The sequence below is a fragment of the Haloplanus sp. genome (assembly GCF_028275055.1).
Taxonomy (GTDB): Archaea; Halobacteriota; Halobacteria; order Halobacteriales; family Haloferacaceae; genus Haloplanus.
In genome coordinates, this window is record NZ_JAQCNJ010000077.1 from 27,905 (window position 1) to 43,679 (window position 15,775).

General features: G+C 64.4%; 14 protein-coding genes. 5 read left to right on the plus strand and 9 right to left on the minus strand.

The window, feature by feature from the left end; genetic code table 11:
* Positions 1–258: 258 nt before the first annotated feature.
* The 5 genes from Q0925_RS10135 to Q0925_RS10155 all read right to left on the minus strand — a co-directional run bounded on the left by Q0925_RS10135 (position 259) and on the right by Q0925_RS10155 (position 3,987).
* Entirely contained in the window at positions 259–720 is a 462-nt protein-coding gene (locus Q0925_RS10135) for a DUF4112 domain-containing protein (protein WP_299334972.1), read from the minus strand.
* Positions 721–1,154: 434 nt separating this feature from the next.
* Positions 1,155–1,367, minus strand: coding sequence for a hypothetical protein (locus tag Q0925_RS10140; RefSeq protein WP_299334974.1), 213 nt, complete (start codon positions 1,365–1,367; stop codon positions 1,155–1,157).
* A gap of 89 nt (positions 1,368–1,456) precedes the next feature.
* The gene (locus tag Q0925_RS10145) at positions 1,457–2,110 is read right to left on the minus strand and encodes a patatin-like phospholipase family protein (RefSeq protein WP_299334976.1); all 654 of its coding nucleotides are present in this window, start codon (positions 2,108–2,110) and stop codon (positions 1,457–1,459) included.
* A complete protein-coding gene (locus Q0925_RS10150; RefSeq protein ID WP_299334978.1) occupies positions 2,103–2,966 on the minus strand; it encodes an SDR family oxidoreductase in 864 nt (287 codons plus the stop codon). The genes Q0925_RS10145 and Q0925_RS10150 overlap by 8 nt, the downstream gene beginning before the upstream one ends.
* A 235-nt stretch (positions 2,967–3,201) precedes the next feature.
* Positions 3,202–3,987 (minus strand): TSUP family transporter, encoded by a 786-nt coding sequence (locus tag Q0925_RS10155; RefSeq protein ID WP_299334981.1) that lies wholly within the window; start codon positions 3,985–3,987, stop codon positions 3,202–3,204.
* Between the two features lie 425 nt (positions 3,988–4,412).
* Between Q0925_RS10155 and Q0925_RS10160 the strand changes: the two genes are divergently transcribed.
* Complete coding sequence (locus Q0925_RS10160) at positions 4,413–4,631, plus strand: hypothetical protein (RefSeq protein ID WP_299334984.1); 219 nt, start codon at positions 4,413–4,415, stop codon at positions 4,629–4,631.
* Positions 4,632–5,075: 444 nt separating this feature from the next.
* Here the strand turns inward: Q0925_RS10160 and Q0925_RS10165 are convergent, their stop codons facing one another.
* Both Q0925_RS10165 and Q0925_RS10170 read right to left on the minus strand, forming a co-directional pair.
* Positions 5,076–5,852, minus strand: a complete 777-nt coding sequence (locus Q0925_RS10165) for a VWA domain-containing protein (RefSeq protein ID WP_299334987.1) — start codon at positions 5,850–5,852, stop codon at positions 5,076–5,078.
* Between the two features lie 197 nt (positions 5,853–6,049).
* Positions 6,050–7,204, minus strand: a complete 1,155-nt coding sequence (locus Q0925_RS10170) for an ATP-binding protein (RefSeq protein WP_299334990.1) — start codon at positions 7,202–7,204, stop codon at positions 6,050–6,052.
* 646 nt (positions 7,205–7,850) lie between these two features.
* Between Q0925_RS10170 and Q0925_RS10175 the strand changes: the two genes are divergently transcribed.
* The 3 genes from Q0925_RS10175 (at position 7,851) to Q0925_RS10185 (ending at position 12,244) form a co-directional block, all read left to right on the plus strand.
* Positions 7,851–8,255: a helix-turn-helix domain-containing protein gene (locus Q0925_RS10175; protein WP_299334993.1), complete on the plus strand. Its 405-nt coding sequence runs from the start codon at positions 7,851–7,853 to the stop codon at positions 8,253–8,255.
* A gap of 1,431 nt (positions 8,256–9,686) precedes the next feature.
* A complete protein-coding gene (gene uvsE, locus Q0925_RS10180; RefSeq protein WP_299334997.1) occupies positions 9,687–10,571 on the plus strand; it encodes a UV DNA damage repair endonuclease UvsE in 885 nt (294 codons plus the stop codon).
* Positions 10,572–10,648: 77 nt separating this feature from the next.
* On the plus strand, positions 10,649–12,244 hold the full coding sequence (locus tag Q0925_RS10185; RefSeq protein WP_414652108.1) for an FAD-binding domain-containing protein: 1,596 nt from the start codon (positions 10,649–10,651) through the stop codon (positions 12,242–12,244).
* A 158-nt stretch (positions 12,245–12,402) separates the two neighbouring features.
* On the opposite strand, the gene Q0925_RS10190 is transcribed toward Q0925_RS10185, so the two are convergent.
* Positions 12,403–13,068, minus strand: coding sequence for an endonuclease III domain-containing protein (locus Q0925_RS10190; RefSeq protein ID WP_414652107.1), 666 nt, complete (start codon positions 13,066–13,068; stop codon positions 12,403–12,405).
* A gap of 243 nt (positions 13,069–13,311) precedes the next feature.
* On the opposite strand from Q0925_RS10190, the gene Q0925_RS10195 reads away from it, so the two are divergent.
* Entirely contained in the window at positions 13,312–14,889 is a 1,578-nt protein-coding gene (locus tag Q0925_RS10195; RefSeq protein WP_299335002.1) for a cryptochrome/photolyase family protein, read from the plus strand.
* A 198-nt stretch (positions 14,890–15,087) separates the two neighbouring features.
* Here Q0925_RS10195 and Q0925_RS10200 read toward each other — a convergent pair whose 3' ends face one another.
* The gene (locus Q0925_RS10200; RefSeq protein ID WP_299335005.1) at positions 15,088–15,525 is read right to left on the minus strand and encodes a hypothetical protein; all 438 of its coding nucleotides are present in this window, start codon (positions 15,523–15,525) and stop codon (positions 15,088–15,090) included.
* Positions 15,526–15,775 lie beyond the last annotated feature (250 nt).

The following is a 15,775-nucleotide window of genomic DNA, read 5'->3' on the forward strand; positions in this document are numbered from 1 at the left end:
ACTCCACTCCGACGCTCCCGGCATCAACGAGTCCGGCGATACCGGGACCGTTGTCCCGTGATCTGGGACGGTAGGGCAGTCGGACGGGACCGGTGCCGACGACTCGATGTCGCCTCGATACCGTCGGTGTCGGCGGCGGGGTGCGGTAGTGTGGCTGGGCCGAACGCACGGACCGTTTCGGTCTTTGCGACGGACCGAGCGTTCACGAGTCGGTGGCGTTGTGGGATGTCTCCGGAGTGCTACCTGTCGTGTGAACGCTCAGTCGGCCTGAACCGGGATGTCGACAGCCGCCTCCGTGTCGTCCACGTCGTCGGAGCGCTCGGTGAGTGGTTCCGCGAGTTCCGCAAGGGTGTACCCGATGTTGCGTTTGTTCGCCTTCCAGAACGGGTCGAAAACGGTGCCGATGTGCGGAACTGAGCCACCAACCACGTCGATGCTGATGTTGGCGATCATCCGTAGTAAGGTCGTATAGGAGACGCCCAGATTGGCAGATTCGACGACGATGTAGAGCGCGATGCCCGCGCTGGCCAGATCACCGACGACCGGGAGGAGGCCGAGAATCGGGTCGATACCGATGCTGGCGTTTGTTCCCGGAATCCGGATGCTCTCGTCCAGTGCGTGCGCGACGGCTTCCATCCGGTGAAGCGCTGCCTCGTCGACGCTGGGCGGTATCTCCCCGTCGTACTCGATATCGAAACGCGACTCGAAGTTTGCTGTCATACGAATGTTATGTCGTGCTGGACGCGGAAGGGTGACGTGGTGGCTCCGGTGTGGCAACAGCTCACGGGCGTGGAGCCGTTCCCACACCCAAGAGTGTGGAATAGTCCTCAATCTTTCGAACCACCGAAACCGATCCGTCTCGCACAGCAGCCGTGTTTGCTTAAATCCGAATCGTGTGTCTTTTCTTCAAACTTTTCAGGATTATAATGGATATATAGTTCGTCTATACTCAATATTTTTGTTTATCTGGGTAGATTCGTAACTGAGGCGGTCGGGGTTGACGGGCACTGGGGGCGGGTAGCACCCGCCTTCGCGATATGCCATGCGTGACAGGACACCAACCCGTCCACGAAAGCCATGTTACCGCCTCGACGACTGGGCGAAGATGAGTCATTACTCCGACGACATCGACCGAAGCGACGTCCGTCTCCCGGTCACCGTCGCTCCCTGAACTCGACCGCCCGGCGTTCACCCAGTTCCATCAGCTCCCTGATAAACGACGGACGACGGTCGACCTTGGTCGAACAGTGGTACGCCTCGCCCATCTCGATCCGATGGATCGTCGTATTCGAGAACTCGCTTTCGGGGGGATGCCCCTGCTCGATCCAATCGTTTACCCGTTTGATCGCCCGCAGTTCCTGATTCAACGAGCTGTGTCTCGAGAGTTCGTTGCGATGGTCGGCGATTTCCTCGGTCGACGACGGTTCTCCCTCTCGTGTCTGCGGATTGATCTGGATCACCCACAACGTTTGCGCGACAGCTCAACCGTCATCAGGTCGTCAAGGGGTGGGTTCTGCGAGAACAGCCCGTCCCAGTGGTAGTGGCCGTTGATTTCGACGGCATTGAACGGGGTTGGCACGGCGGCGGATGCGAGTACGGCCTCCGGAGTCACATCCCCGTTGGGGAGCGTCTCGAAGGTGCCGGCGTTGACGTTGACCGTTCCGACGACGAGTTCGGGCACGTCACGCCGGCAGAGAACCGAAACCTCCGCGAAGTCGATATGCCGTTTGAGCGTCTCTCGAATCGCGGTCTTGCCCACTTCGGCGCCGGGCACATCGCACGGGCTGAGCTTGAACACCGGGATGCCGGCGTTCGTGAGCCGCGACAGACCGACAACGAACTCGTTCATAAACTGATCCGGGAGGTCGGACGCCGACAGGTCGTCCCGGCTCGCGTCAAGCAGTTCGATGGACCGCTCCGCGTCGGCGGTGACGAGGCCGTACCACGTCGTCAAGGCGGTGACCGCCCCGCACAACGTACCGCTGATTTCGACCAGCTCCTGCCCGTCGTCCCACCCACGGAGCAGTTCCTGTAACACGCCGGCGGTGAACGCCGTGTGACTGCCCCCGCCCTGACAGGCGATGGCCACCTCTGTGGGGTCGTCACTCATAGGTGGTGGTGTAACCGCCGTCGTGAAGCATATCGCCGCCGTTGAGATGGTTGCTGTGTCCGGAGAAGCCAAAGACAAAGAGGTTGGCCACCTCGGCGGGTGCCATCATCTCCGTTGTGCGTGCCTGTCCGAGCATCACGTTCTGGACGACCTCCTGCTCGGAGATGCCCCGCTTCTCGGCCGTGTCCTCGATCTGATTCACCATCAGCGGTGTGAGAACGTAGCCGACGCTGACCGAAAAGCCACGGAGAGTGCCCTCCCCCTCGGCCGCGATGGCCTTCGTCAGTCCGTTGAGTCCGTGTTTGGCCGTGATGTACGCGGCCTTGTCCTGGGTGGCGTAGTGGCCGTGGATCGAGGACATGTTGCCGATGGCCCCCACGCCATCGTCGGTCGCGTGGACGTGGGGCATGGCGTGTTTCGCGGTGAGAAAAGGGCCCCGAAGCATGACGTCGAGGAGGAGGTCGTACTTCGCCGTCGGGAACCCCGCGATAGAGGAGATGTGTTGCATCCCAGCGATGTTCGCGACGTAACGCAGGTCGCCCCGTTCGGCCGCCGCATCAACGGCCGCCGCCACCTCGTCTCCGTCGGTGAGGTCGGTCGGGACCGGGTGGACGGACCCGGGGACGTCCACCTCGTCGGCGAGGGAGACGGTGTCGTCGAGACCGTTCTCGTCGATGTCGGCACCGACGACGGTGAGGCCGTTTGCCGCGAGTGCGACCGCGGTCGCTTGGCCGATGCCCGACGCCGCGCCGGTCACGACGGCGACCGTCTCGGGGCCGAAGTGTGGGTCGTCGATGACGAGGAGGTCCTCTGCGGTGAGAGCAGGACTACCGAGGTCGAATCCGTCGGTTGACATGAGATAGGTGTACGGACACCACGGGAACGTATAATCCTACGCCGACCGTGCGACGGTCCGGCAACCCCTCTCATCCGTACACGCCGGTCGCCGGACAGGCAGGGTTGACCCGGGTTCCGATCGTATCTCGCACGGCCGGGCCGCCTCGGGAAAACGGGGAGACAGACGTCGGGCGTCCGTTCCACGGAGACACTCGAAAGGGACTCACCGATCCGTGTCTCGGCCGTGCCGCCGCCTACACAACCCCGATGCCACCGGCGACGAGCCGGACGCCGACGACGGTCAACAGTGAGAGAACGACGCCCCTGCGGGCGCGCTCATCGGCGGCCGTCCGGAGGCGTTTGCCGACGGCGACGCCGGCAACGGCCGGAGCCGCCGCGAGAACGGACGCGACGGCGACCGACACGCTCGGATACAGGCCGAACGCCCCGGCAACGACGACGCGGATCCCGTTGAGAACCAGAAACACCAGCGCCACAACGCCGACGAACAGGCCGTGAGAAAGGTCGAAGCTCCGGAGATACGCGATGAGTTGGACGCCGACGTTGGTGCCGCCAAACAGGACCCCCGAGACACCGCCGACGCCGACCATCCCGGGGCGGCTCCTGACAACGGCGCCGCGTCGACCGTCGCCGAGGGAGCGAAAGGGGACGAACCGTTGTGCGGTCGCGACGAATCCGAGCGTCAGCAGTCCGAGGCCGATCCGGAGCGGTCCGGATGGAGCGCTGTCGAGGACCACCATGCCAAGAACCGTGCCGACCAGCGCCGCGCCGATCAGCGGCGCGAACCGCCGGCTACAGGTGCGTAACTCCTCCGGCGAAAGGTCACGCACCAGCGAGAGGTTCACCGCGAAGATGGGGACGATCATAAACACGACGGCCGCCGCGGGATCGACCGCCGTGGCAAGCGCCATCGTACCGACGACGGCGAAGCCAAAGCCCGCGAGGCCGTTGGTAGCACCGGCTACGAAAACGGTCAGCGTCGCCGCCACGACTGCCGGCCACGGGACGGATATCGCCATCCAGAGTCATGATGACACAGACGACGCGGGATGGTAAATTCGACGGTCGGTGGGTCACGGCGGCCGACCCGACCGACCGCCGAAACGATCGAAGCGACACGGTGGTCGCCCCTGCAGGCGCCGGTCGAGAAGTTCGGAAGGCGGCAACGGTGTCGAGGCGGGATCGAACCACCGTCCCGCCGGTAGTCTCCGTGTAGAACGACTGGTTCCGGAACACTCCGTCACGGTGTGTGGTCATTGTGCCCGGAGCGTCGCCGGCAGTTCATCGGCGGTACGCATCGAAGGCGTACCCGATGTCTGTCGGACGGGGCGTGTAGTGGAAATAAACGTTGAACACCGGTTCCGCCGGTAGGGGTTTTCCGACGCGTTACCGAGGAGTGGGAATCAGCACCACCGTTAGTGCGGTGTCAAACCGAGACGGCAGTATGAAGCTACCTCACATTTCCGAACAACTGGTACCGCTCACCACATACCGGATCGAGGCCGATGGGACGATCTATGAGGCCATAACGGACGCGTTCGGAGCGATTGGGATCGACGTTTACGAGCAGGGAACGACGCTCGAAGATTGGACAAAGGACTGCCCGATCAACATGAGCATGTTCCACTCGGAAAAGCTATGCCGGGTATCGACCATTATCTAGGATCATCCGACGGTCATGACCCCCGACGAGATCCGCATCTACGAGCCCGTGTGAGTCGCCAACCCCGACGGTTCGGACCACCGAGAACGGTGACTCCCCCGGACCGCCACGGGCGCCGGGTGGTCGGAGCGGTCCGACGACCGCCTCCTGTCGTCCTGTCGGAGCGTCCAACCTGTCCCGATAGTAGGGGTGTTATCGGTTGGTCGCAGCCCCGGTGAGAGAGCCGGTCTCCGCAAGATGGTTGGACTCAACGAGGGAGTGAGCGGGGGTCGGTGGTTCCGTCCGGCACAGGTTACGTCGTTCGGGCCGGTCTCATGACGTCGGTGCCCGACACAGGGGGTCGCTCGAACGGGCTGTGCGTTCGGGGCGTCCGAGTCGGGGGTGGAACGACTCCGCTGGTCGGCTCGGGCGGTCTTCGTTCGGTCCGGGCGGCGTACTCCCCGGTCATCGACGGAGCGAATCGACCGTCTCGGCGACGAGACGGGCGCGGTCGGGCGGGGGTACCTCGGCGATCCGGACGTGTTCGCCGCCGGCTTTGGCCGCCATCGTTCGGCAGATGTCGGTGCCGGAGGTGCCACGATCCAGGTCGAGAACGAGAAGGTCGACATCCGCGGCGCCGAGCCGTCGGGTGAGACGTTCGGTCTCATCGACGGGGTCGCCGGCGATTCCAACCGTCGGCCGGCCGTCCGTGAGAACAACGACGACCGCCGGCAGAGCCGGGATGGATTCACGCTCACGCTCAACGAGTCGGTAGGCGGCCAGGAGACCGGCGGGTAGGGGCGTCCGGTTCCCGACCGGAATGTCCTCAAGTTGACGCGTGGCGACCGCGGGGTCGTCCGTCGGTGGGACGACCTCGTCGGCCTGTTCGTCGCGGAAGGCGACGACGGCGACGTAGTCGTCCCGTCGGTTCGCCCGCCGGAGGACCGCCGTCGCCAGCTCCGTCGCCGTCCGGATGTCGCCGTGGGCGCGCATGCTCATCGACGAGTCGACGACGAAGGTCACCAGCGCCGGTGTCTCGCTGTCCCGTCCTTTCACCCGCAGATCCTGTGTCCCGATCACCGTCTCGCCGCGCCGCGCCGCGGCCCGAAGCGAGGCGTCGACTGCGATATCGTTGCCACAGTCCCCAGGGTGTCGCCGCCGCGCCCGCACGTACCGGCCGGTCGAGGTCGGTGCACCGTCGTCGCCGCCGATACGCGCCGTGTCACCGTCGAGGAACGGCACCTCCGGGTCGGAACCAAGCAGGTCGGTTTCGGCCGCTCCCGCCGTCTCCGTGCCGATGGGGTCGAGGTAGGTGCCGTCGGCGCTCTCTGTGTCGTCTGCGTCGTCCGCATCGCGGCCCTCGGGGTTCCCCGGCGAGTCCTCGTCGTCGCTTGCGTCCTCCTCGTTCTCGCCCTCGGTCTCGTCTCCGTCGGCCGCCGTTACAAAAAATCGCGGAGTCGTCCCGCCAATGAGGTGCCGGTTTCCTGACGGCTCTCGCTTCCGCCTCGACGGCGACTCGACGGCTCCGAGGCGTTCCGAGGCTCGCCGTCCTCGTCGTCGTCGCCGTCGTCGCCGTCGCTACCCGCTTCCGGTCTGCCGAACTGATCGCCGGCGAGGTCGTCTAGGTCGACATCGTCGCCGAACGGGCCGTCGGGGACGCGGTGTGCGAGGGCGAGTTCGGCAGACCGCCGGAGGTCCGTCTCCGTTACCCTCGTTCGGCCGTCGAGCGCGGCCATCGCCCGCGCACACCGTGCGGTTGCGATGTCGCCGCGGTTCCCTTCGATGCCGGCCGCGACACAGAGTTCCGCTATCTTCCGCCGATGTTCCGCTCCGAGAGTCACGTCGTCGTATCGCTCCCGGGCGGCGACGATCCGCTCGCGCAGGCGGCGCTCCTCGTCCCGGTACCGGTCGCGTACCTGCTCGGGATTGCGGTCGACCGCTTCGGCCACCTCGATTATCGTCGCCCGGGCCTCAGGGTCGGTCGGCGCACTCGCGTCGACCCGCAGACCGAACCGATCCAGAAACTGTGGTCGGAGCCGGCCCTCCTCGGGGTTCATCGTCCCGACGAGAACGAACTCCGCGGGGTGTTCGACCGCCAACCCTTCGCGTTCGACTCGGTTGACGCCGCTCGCGGCGGCGTCGAGCAACAGATCGACGAGGTGGTCGTCAAGCAGGTTCACCTCGTCGACGTACAATACGCCGCGGTTGGCGCGGGCAAGCAACCCTGGGTCGAGTTCTTGAACACCCTCGGTGACGGCGCGTTCGACATCGAGCGTCCCGACGATGCGGTCCTCCGTCGCACCCAACGGTAGGTCGACGACCGGCGTCGGTATCCGTCCCACCTCGGGAGTGGTCCGTTCTCGACACGCCTCGCACTGTCGGTCTGGGTCGTCCGGGTGACAGTTGAACGGACAGTCCGCGACGACGCGAATCTCGGGCAGAACACGCCGGAGTCCCCGGACCGCCGAGCTCTTGCCGGTGCCGCGTTCGCCCCGGATCAGAACGCCGCCGAGGTCGCGGTTGACCGCGTTCAGCAACAACGCCGACTTCAGCTCCTCTTGCCCCACGATTGCGGGAAAAGGGGGTCCCTCCATGTTCCGTGATATCACTCGACGGGACGCGCGTATATCGGTTCGGTTCACCGCGAACGTTTCCTCGCGTTGTTCGGACGGCGGTCGATTCGTCACCGAGGTCACGGGTTGGCGTGTCAGCCACGCAAACGCCGGCGTAATAGAGACCGATACGGTGGTTCGGCAGTCCGACAGGTCCATCGACGGCTCGCAGAGAACCGATGCGAGAAACGGGGCGGTTGGCTCGTGAGAGCAAGCCACCGGGCTTCCGGGCCACCGATCGTCATGACCCTCGTGTGATCGTCGGTGACGTTGGCGGTGGCCGTGTCAAGGCTCCGCCGGAGCTGCCGGCCCTCGGTCCAAGCCCGGGCTCGGACCGTGGCATCGACGGTCGACGGCAGTTCATCACGCAGGTGATCGTCGGCCGAGACCGATCATCGCCGGAGATGTAACGCGGGCCGTCGTACCGATCGCTGCACCGAGGCGAACGAGTGCCGTGCCGCTCGGTCCGGAGCGAAACGAGCATCGACCCACCGTCGAGAGCCGAGGTCAAGATGGATGAACAACCCGGTCGTCTGACCTTCTCGTCCTTCGGCGGGTGGGTCCGCCACGGAGTTGTGCAACCTGTACAAAAATGTTTTTATCGGCTCGGGGTGTATACACGTGCATAATGCCGGATTCGATGTCCGAGCAGCTCCGCCAGGATATGCGGTGTGAGGGGCTGCTGGAATGTTTCCACGGCCTCAAGGAACTCGACAAGGAGTGCTTCCGGGTGCTCGTCGAGGCCGACGACCCATTAACCGTCGACGAAATCGCCGACAGGGTCGATCGGGAGCGCTCGACCGCTTATCGGGCCGTTCAGCGGCTGCTGAAAACGGGATTTATCGAGAAAAATCAGATCAACTACGATCAGGGTGGGTACTACCACGTCTACTTGCCAACGGATCCATCCCAGATTGCGGACGATATGCAACGGATGCTCAACGACTGGTACGCCAAGATGGGCCAACTCATCCAGGAGTTCGAGGACAAGTACGAACGGTCGGAAACCTCGGTTTCGACCGCCGACAGGTGACCCTGGTCCGGTCTCACGTTTCCCGCCAAGGATGGCTCTCGGACGGAAAGAACAGGGTTCCGGGTCGCTCAGCGTGGTCGAGTAGCATTGAGTATGCCCCTCAAGACTTCCGACCAGCCATAGCGTGAAATAAACTCGTGGAGTTTCCGGCCGCGCCACGGAGCCTGGGGTTCTCGTGTGGACGGCCATGATCGGGCGACCAGCAGCCGGTGGCCCGCCTGTGTGGGCTGTCTCCGTGGACCGGTCACGCCCCCGGGCATGGAGGCCTCAACTGGGCGTTCCACACCGAGCGATCCGCTACCATGCACTCGCCGGTCGTTCGGATCCGAACCCGGTATCGGTCGGTGCTGGGCGGCCGGTTATACCACCTCCCGGCCACGGGCGAGGCGTCCGCGCATCACGAGGTAGACAACACGGAAAATGAGCGAGAACGCGCCGGCGAACAGGATGATCATCTCGGGCAACATCAGTCCGAACGCGGCGTTCTCGAACACCGGCTGGCCGGTGATCGTCGTGCCGACACCAGGTGGCAGGTCCGTGGCGCCGGTCTCCTCGCGGAGTTCGGCGTAGATCGCGTCCGAACCGCGGGTCGGCAGGAACGCGCCGCGGTCGAATCGGTCGACCTCGCCGTACGCGTCTCCATGCCCCGGAGGATGTCTGATGATCGTCGGCGTGGGTCTTTCTTACGGCCTCGTCTGTGTCTGCGACCACCGGTCTGACGACTGCCCCGTCCTGCCCGCCGGGGCCACACCGGTCGACGCGGATCGGCAATCGACCGACAGACGGCCGGTGGTCAGGAGCGGAACCATATGAACCACCGACGGGGTCGGTATCATCACCGCTGTGGGTTTCGAACACCGGATCGTCGGTCGTCACGGAAGGAAGGGAGCGTGTGACAAGTCCCCTCCGACTCGGGATAGAACGCGGGGTGGGCGTAAATCTTGTGCAGAGCCGAATTTTCGGTCCCTCGTCATCCGTGACCGACACTCGGTCGTCGCGAGTAAGCCACCCCAACCGGCCTTCGAACGACGGTCGGGAGGCGCTTTCCGACCGAGCCAACGGTTCTGATTGGATACCGCCGCCGTGGAGTGACCATCGGTCCGGAGGCCACCCCGTTCGCGGTGTCCGTTACGACCGACATCCGTTGCTACGGACCGCCGGAACAGGTGCGCTGCAGTTCCCGGCGGTGGAGACGACAGCCCCGTTGTACGGAGTCGGGAATTTGGCGTGAGCGGACTCCGGGTTCGCGGCGCGCCGCGAGGTGACCGTGAGGCCGGGCATCTGCGTACTGTCGTTCGACGTGGAGAAATGTTTAACCCCAAACCACCCCGACAGTCCGATGTCGGAACGGATGGCGACGGCAACTCCGGTCGTGACGAATCCGATTCCAACGCTCATGATACCGTCCACCCTTGCGAGCGCTGATCGCTGATGTTGGGATATCCAGGCATGAACCACACCCTCCGTGACCGTGACCCGCCGGTTCGGTGTAACCGAAGCATGCGGAAAGCCACCTTCGAGGAACGAGGACTCTCGTACGCCTCGGAGCTTGCGCTTCAGAACATGCGGGACCTCCACACGGTGTTGGAGTGGAACACGGACAACGGGATCCGATTTTATCGGTGTCCGTCGAAGCTGGTGCCGTGGAACTCACAGTTCGAACTCGAAGCGCTCCCGGACTACGAGGCCCTCCGAGAGGCCGCACGCCGTTGCGGGGCGGTGATCGAAGACCACGACATGCGACTCACCTTTCATCCCGACTACTGGTGTCGGCTCGCCAGCGACGACGCGGAAACCCGGGCGTCTTCTATCACCGCCATCGAGTACCACGCCGATTGGTTCGAACTGCTGGGTCTCGATGCAACGCCGTACTACGGCATCAACGTCCACATCGGGGCGACCTACGGCGACAAGGAGGCGACAGCCGAGCGATTTCGGGCGGCCATCGACGACCTCTCCGTGCGTGCACGCAAGCACCTCACAGTCGAGAACGACGACACATCCGGGCTCTGGGGAGTGCCCGAACTCGTCGACGCCGTCGAGGGAACCGGCGTTCCGGTTCTGTTCGACTACCACCACCACTCTTTCACCGACCGGGAGTTGACATACCGGGAGGGCTTCGAACTGGCCGCCGAAACCTGGGGCGAGGTGCGGCCGGCGACACACTACTCCGAACCGGCGTGTCTTCGAAACGAGGCCACCAGACCACAGGCACACGCCGAATACGTCGCCGACCTGCCGGCGTGGCTCCGTCGGCGGTCGGACGTGGTAATCGAGGCCGGGGGCAAGGAAGACGCCGTGGCTCGGGTTCGCTGACGAGGGGCCGGTCTCGGCCGGTTCGGGACGGACACGGGGTGGGGCGGACAGGAACTGTTTTTCTGGTGGAGGCGATACTGTCCACCGTGCCTTCCCCGCCGATACCGACCGTTCCGGCGGCGGATGCCGTGTCCGCCCCGCCAGACGAGACGGGGTGTGTGCTCTGGCACCGTCGCAACCTTCGGATAACGGATCATCCGGCCCTCGCGTACGCCGCCCGCGAGTACGACACGGTGATGCCGGTGTTCGTTTTCGACCCCGCGTTCTACGGGCCAGACGGACTCGCGTGCGATTCCCGCATTCAGGTGCTCCACGAGTCGCTTGCGAGCCTTCGGCGGCTCTACGAGGCGGTTGGGGGGTCGCTCGGGCTCGCACACGGCGATGCGGTGGCGGTTCTCGGCCGACTTCACGACGCCGGCTGGGATGTCGTCGCCACCGCCGACCCGACGGCCGCGTACGGCGCGGAGCGAGACGACCGTGCCGCGAGTCGGTGCGACGCGACGTTCGTCGACGGTGACGGTCTCGTCAGGGGACAGAGTTGGACCCGTGAGAACTGGAGTGACCGCGTCGAGACGTGGCTTGAGGCCGACCCACCGACGTGGAACCCCGAGACGGTTGCTTTCGAATCCCCCGGACAACAGGTTACCATCGATGCGGTTGCGGACGCATACGACGTGATGCCGACAAAATCGAACGTCCCGACCGGCGGTCGGGGTCCGGCGGTTCGAAAGCTACGAGCCTTTGTCGACCACGTCGAAGCCTACCCCAGTAACATTTCGGCCCCGACCGACGCCCGCACCGGGACGAGCCAGCTTTCGCCGTATCTGCGGTTCGGGTCGCTCTCGGTGCGGGAGGTGTACCGGTACGTTCAGGAACACGCCCCGGACGGTGCCGGCAAGGAGATGTTCGTCTCGCGGCTGTTCTGGAACAAACATTACCACCAGAAACTCGAGGACTGGAGCGGCTGGATGACCGAGGCGGTCAATCCGGTGCTGCGGGGGATTCGGTCGGAGAGCCACGACCCCGAGTTGGTCACGGCGTGGAAGCGTGGCGAAACGGGGTTTCCCATGGTGGATGCCTCGATGCGGTGTCTCACCGAAACCGGGTGGCTCAACTTCCGGATGCGCGCGATGTGTGCGAGTGTTTTTGCCGACCTTCTCCAGCAACCGTGGTGGATCGGCGCGGACTTCTACCATTACCATCTCGTCGACTCGGATCCGGCGATCAACTACACCCAGTGGCAGTCACAGGCCGGCACCGTCGGGACGAACCTGATGCGGATCTACAATCCGATCAAGCAGGTCCGGGACAACGACCCTGACGGGACGTTTATCAAGCGATACGTCCCCGAACTCCGCCCGCTGGCCGCCGAACACCTCGCTCGACCCGAGAAAACCCCGGTTCACGTCCAGGAGTCGTCGGGTGTCGTTATCGGTGACGACTATCCGTACCCGGTCGTCGAGTACGAGGCCGCTCGCAGGCGCGCCGTAAAAAAGTACGAACGACTCAAACCGGACGCCCTCGCGGCGCTGGAGGATCCCGAAATCGCCCGACGAGCGTCGCTATCCTCGCGGTCACAACCGTTGGAGGCCCCCGAGGAGACTCCCGAGTCGGGGGCCGACAAACAGGTATCATTGACATCGTTTTCGGCGTCGGACGCGGACTCCGTCTGAGGCGGCCTCGTGGGATTCGGACGGTCCGAGCCAGCGGGGACGGGCACGGGACGCCAACCGGGCGGCCACATGCGGGAGCGCGACCGGCACCCAAATCTACGTGGCCGAAGGCACCGGTGGCGGCGGACACACCGGGCCGGTGTGAACGTCGACGACGATCAGGCCGTCTCGGGACACGCATCACACCGGCAGTAGGTCGCACACACCGGGTTCGAGCAGTCCGGTGACTGCGCCGTACAGTACTCCTTGCCGTGTGTGATCATGAGCACGTGTAGCGAGTACTTCAGGTCGTCCGGGACGCGGTCGTTGAGAATCTCGTGTGCACGGTCGGTGGTCACGGCGGCGTCTATCAGCCCGAACCGCTTCGACAGCCGTTCGATGTGGGTGTCGACCGCAAACGTCGGCTTTTCGAACCCGAAATTCAAAACCACGTTTGCCGTTTTCGGGCCGATGCCTTTGATGTCGGTGAGCCACGCCTGTGCGTCGTCGGTCGACAGTTTCTCGAGAAAGGCGAGGCTGTACTCTCCGCCCGTGTGTTCACGCGTTTTCGCTAGCACCCGCTGGATCCGGGCGGCCTTCCGGTTTTTGAGTCCAGCAACGGCGATGGTCTCCGCGAGTTCGTCGTGAGCCGCCGTCTCGATGGACCGGTAGTCCGGGTACGAATCGAACAGGTCCTCGGCGGCCTGTGCGGTCTGTTCGTCCGCGACGTTCTGGCTGAGCACGGTCGTGAGCAGTTGTCTGACACCGTCTCTGACGTGTGCGCGGTTTGGCTGTCCGTGGAGTTCGATGAGGGCTCGGTGTAACGCTCTAATGTCGTCAGCCACACCGGTTTGTGGGGCCGGCGTATACAAAAGGGCCGCGTGCGGTGGGCCGTTTCGAGTGTGTCGTGTCGTCTCGGCCGACGGCCATCGAGAGAACGTCTCGTCCGACAGAGGCGAGAACGCTCGAGAACAACGCCGACGGCGGCTATCGGTCCCTTAGACGGCGTCGATCCGTGAGGCGTTTTCTCGGTAGGCTACGTCGGGTGTGGTGGTGAGGCATTTGTGTGCTTGGTGCGAACGCGTCGTATGGATCAGCCAATCGTCGGGGACCCCCCGACATACACGATAGCCGAGAACGAGGTGCCGTGGATCCTCGGGACACAGCTCACCACGAGGTCGGGGCCACTCGCTCGTGCGCCGGAGGGATCGCAGGTGCTGATGATCGAGGCACACGACTTCGCGCGGCGCATGCCGTACCATCACCACAAACTCACGCTGGTGTTTGCCGGGATGCGCCGGTTCCGAGACCGGCTCCGCCGAGAGGGGTACGACGTGACGTACATCAAGACCGACCGATTCGGAGCGGGCCTCGCAGAGTTTTTTGCCGGCAATCCTGAGACGACGCTCGTTTCGATGCGGTCGCCGAGTTACCGTTCCGCGGAACGGTTTCGCGAACTGATCGGGGAGGCAGGGGGTGACGTACGGTTCGTCGACAACGAACTGTTCGTTAGCACCCGAGCGGCGTTCGACGGGTGGGCGGATGCCGATCCGTCCGAGACGACCGAATCGTTCAGACACGAGCAGTTCTATCGCTGGATGCGCCGCGAGAGCGGCGTCCTGATGACCGGCGACGACCCGGTCGGCGGCGAGTGGAACTACGACGACGAGAACCAGGAGTTTCCGCCGGACGACTGGGACGCTCCACCGGTGTTGGACCACGACTACGCCGACACCACCGTCGAGACGGCGGCGTGGGTTACAGAGGAGTTCGATACGTGGGGCGGCACCGAGATGAGCGAGTTCCCGTGGCCGATCACCCGACGACAGGCCTGCCGACAGCTTGAACACTTTATTACCGAGCGGCTCCCGGAGTTCGGGCCGTACCAGGACGCAATGCGGAGCGAGGAGTGGGCGATGTCGCACGCGCTGATCGGGGCCGCGATCAACCTCGGACTGCTCCACCCTGTGGAGGTTATCCAGCAAATCGAGACGGCCCACGAACGGGATGGGGTCGCGCTTAATTCCGTCGAGGGGTCGATCCGACAGCTTCTGGGCTGGCGGGAGTTCATGCGTCACGTCTACCGGCACGCGATGCCGGAACTGACGACGACGAACCAACTCGACGCCACACACGAGCTTCCGGACCTGTACTGGACCGGCGACACCGACATGGAGTGTTTATCCGAGACCGTCGACGATGTCCACACCCGGGGCTACTCACACCACATCCAACGGCTGATGGTGTTGGCCAATTTCGCGACGCTGTGGGGTGTCGAGCCGACCGAACTCAACGACTGGTTCCACGCGACGTACGTCGACGCCTACCACTGGGTGACGACGCCCAACGTCGTCGAAATGGGTCAGTACGGCCACGGTGTCTTTGCGACGAAGCCGTACGTCTCCTCTGCCAACTACATCGATCGCATGTCGGACTACTGTAGCGACTGTCACTACTTCAAGACCAAAGACACCGGCGACCGGGCCTGTCCGTTCAACGCGTTGTACTGGGACTTTCTCGACCGCAACGAGGAGCTTCTTCGTTCGAATCATCGGATGGGGCTGATGTACAGCCACGTCGACAACAAGCAGGAGTCCGGTGATATGGACGACATCCGGGACCGTGTTACCGATCTCCGCGAGATGGCCGCGGACGGCGACCTCTGATACGGTCCACGTGAGTCATCAGCGAGAGGTTTCGCCGGGAGGTCCGATGACCCGGGTGGCTGGGAGCGGGACCGACCTCTGAGCGACGGCGTCGGTGACTGACGTTCGCCGAACCCGACAGCGGGCCGATCGGAGACCGACGGGATCGAGAAGTCGGGAGCGGGTCGTCCCCGGGACTGCATACCGACCACGAACCGGCTACCCGTAGGTGCCGTGTGCGGCGCGTGTGTACTCGTCTGCCGTTGTCTCGTACCGGTAGACCGTGTACTCTGCCGGTGCCTGTGTGTACGTGTGTGACTGGAGAACGATACCGGTATGTGCGTCGGTCGTCTCCCTGAGGACACGACCGACAACGGCACTCCCGGCGATGCCGGCGTACTGCAGCATTGCGGGTGCCGTGGCACCGACGGCATCGAGCAGATCGTGGGTGAGATACGGAAGCCATCCGTCCCCGGACGTCGTCGCCGGCCGTGTCCGTGCCCAGTCATCCGCGTCGGAAAACCGGAGTTCGGTCGGTCGACTCACGTCCGGAGCGAGTCCCAACTCCAGAAACGACGATTCGGCGTCCTCGATAAAGTCGATGAGTTCGTCGGCGTCCGTCGATAGAACGTGAACGTACGTCTTCGAAAGGGGCATGACGAAACATAGCGGCCGACGGACAAGTATCGCCCGTCCGTGACGGGGAACGGTGGCCCTACCCGTCCGCGGCCGGCCGGGCGTCAGTCCCCCGTCCAGTCCGTGGATGAGACGTTCGACCACGACCGTCAGCCGATTCCAAGGCGTGTCCGTCGCGTCCAAAACCTCACGAACCGGCCGACCGACGGGGAAGAAGCCACCCACCCGACGGCGAAGACGGTTCGGGCAGTCGAGACGGAGCTACCCGGCG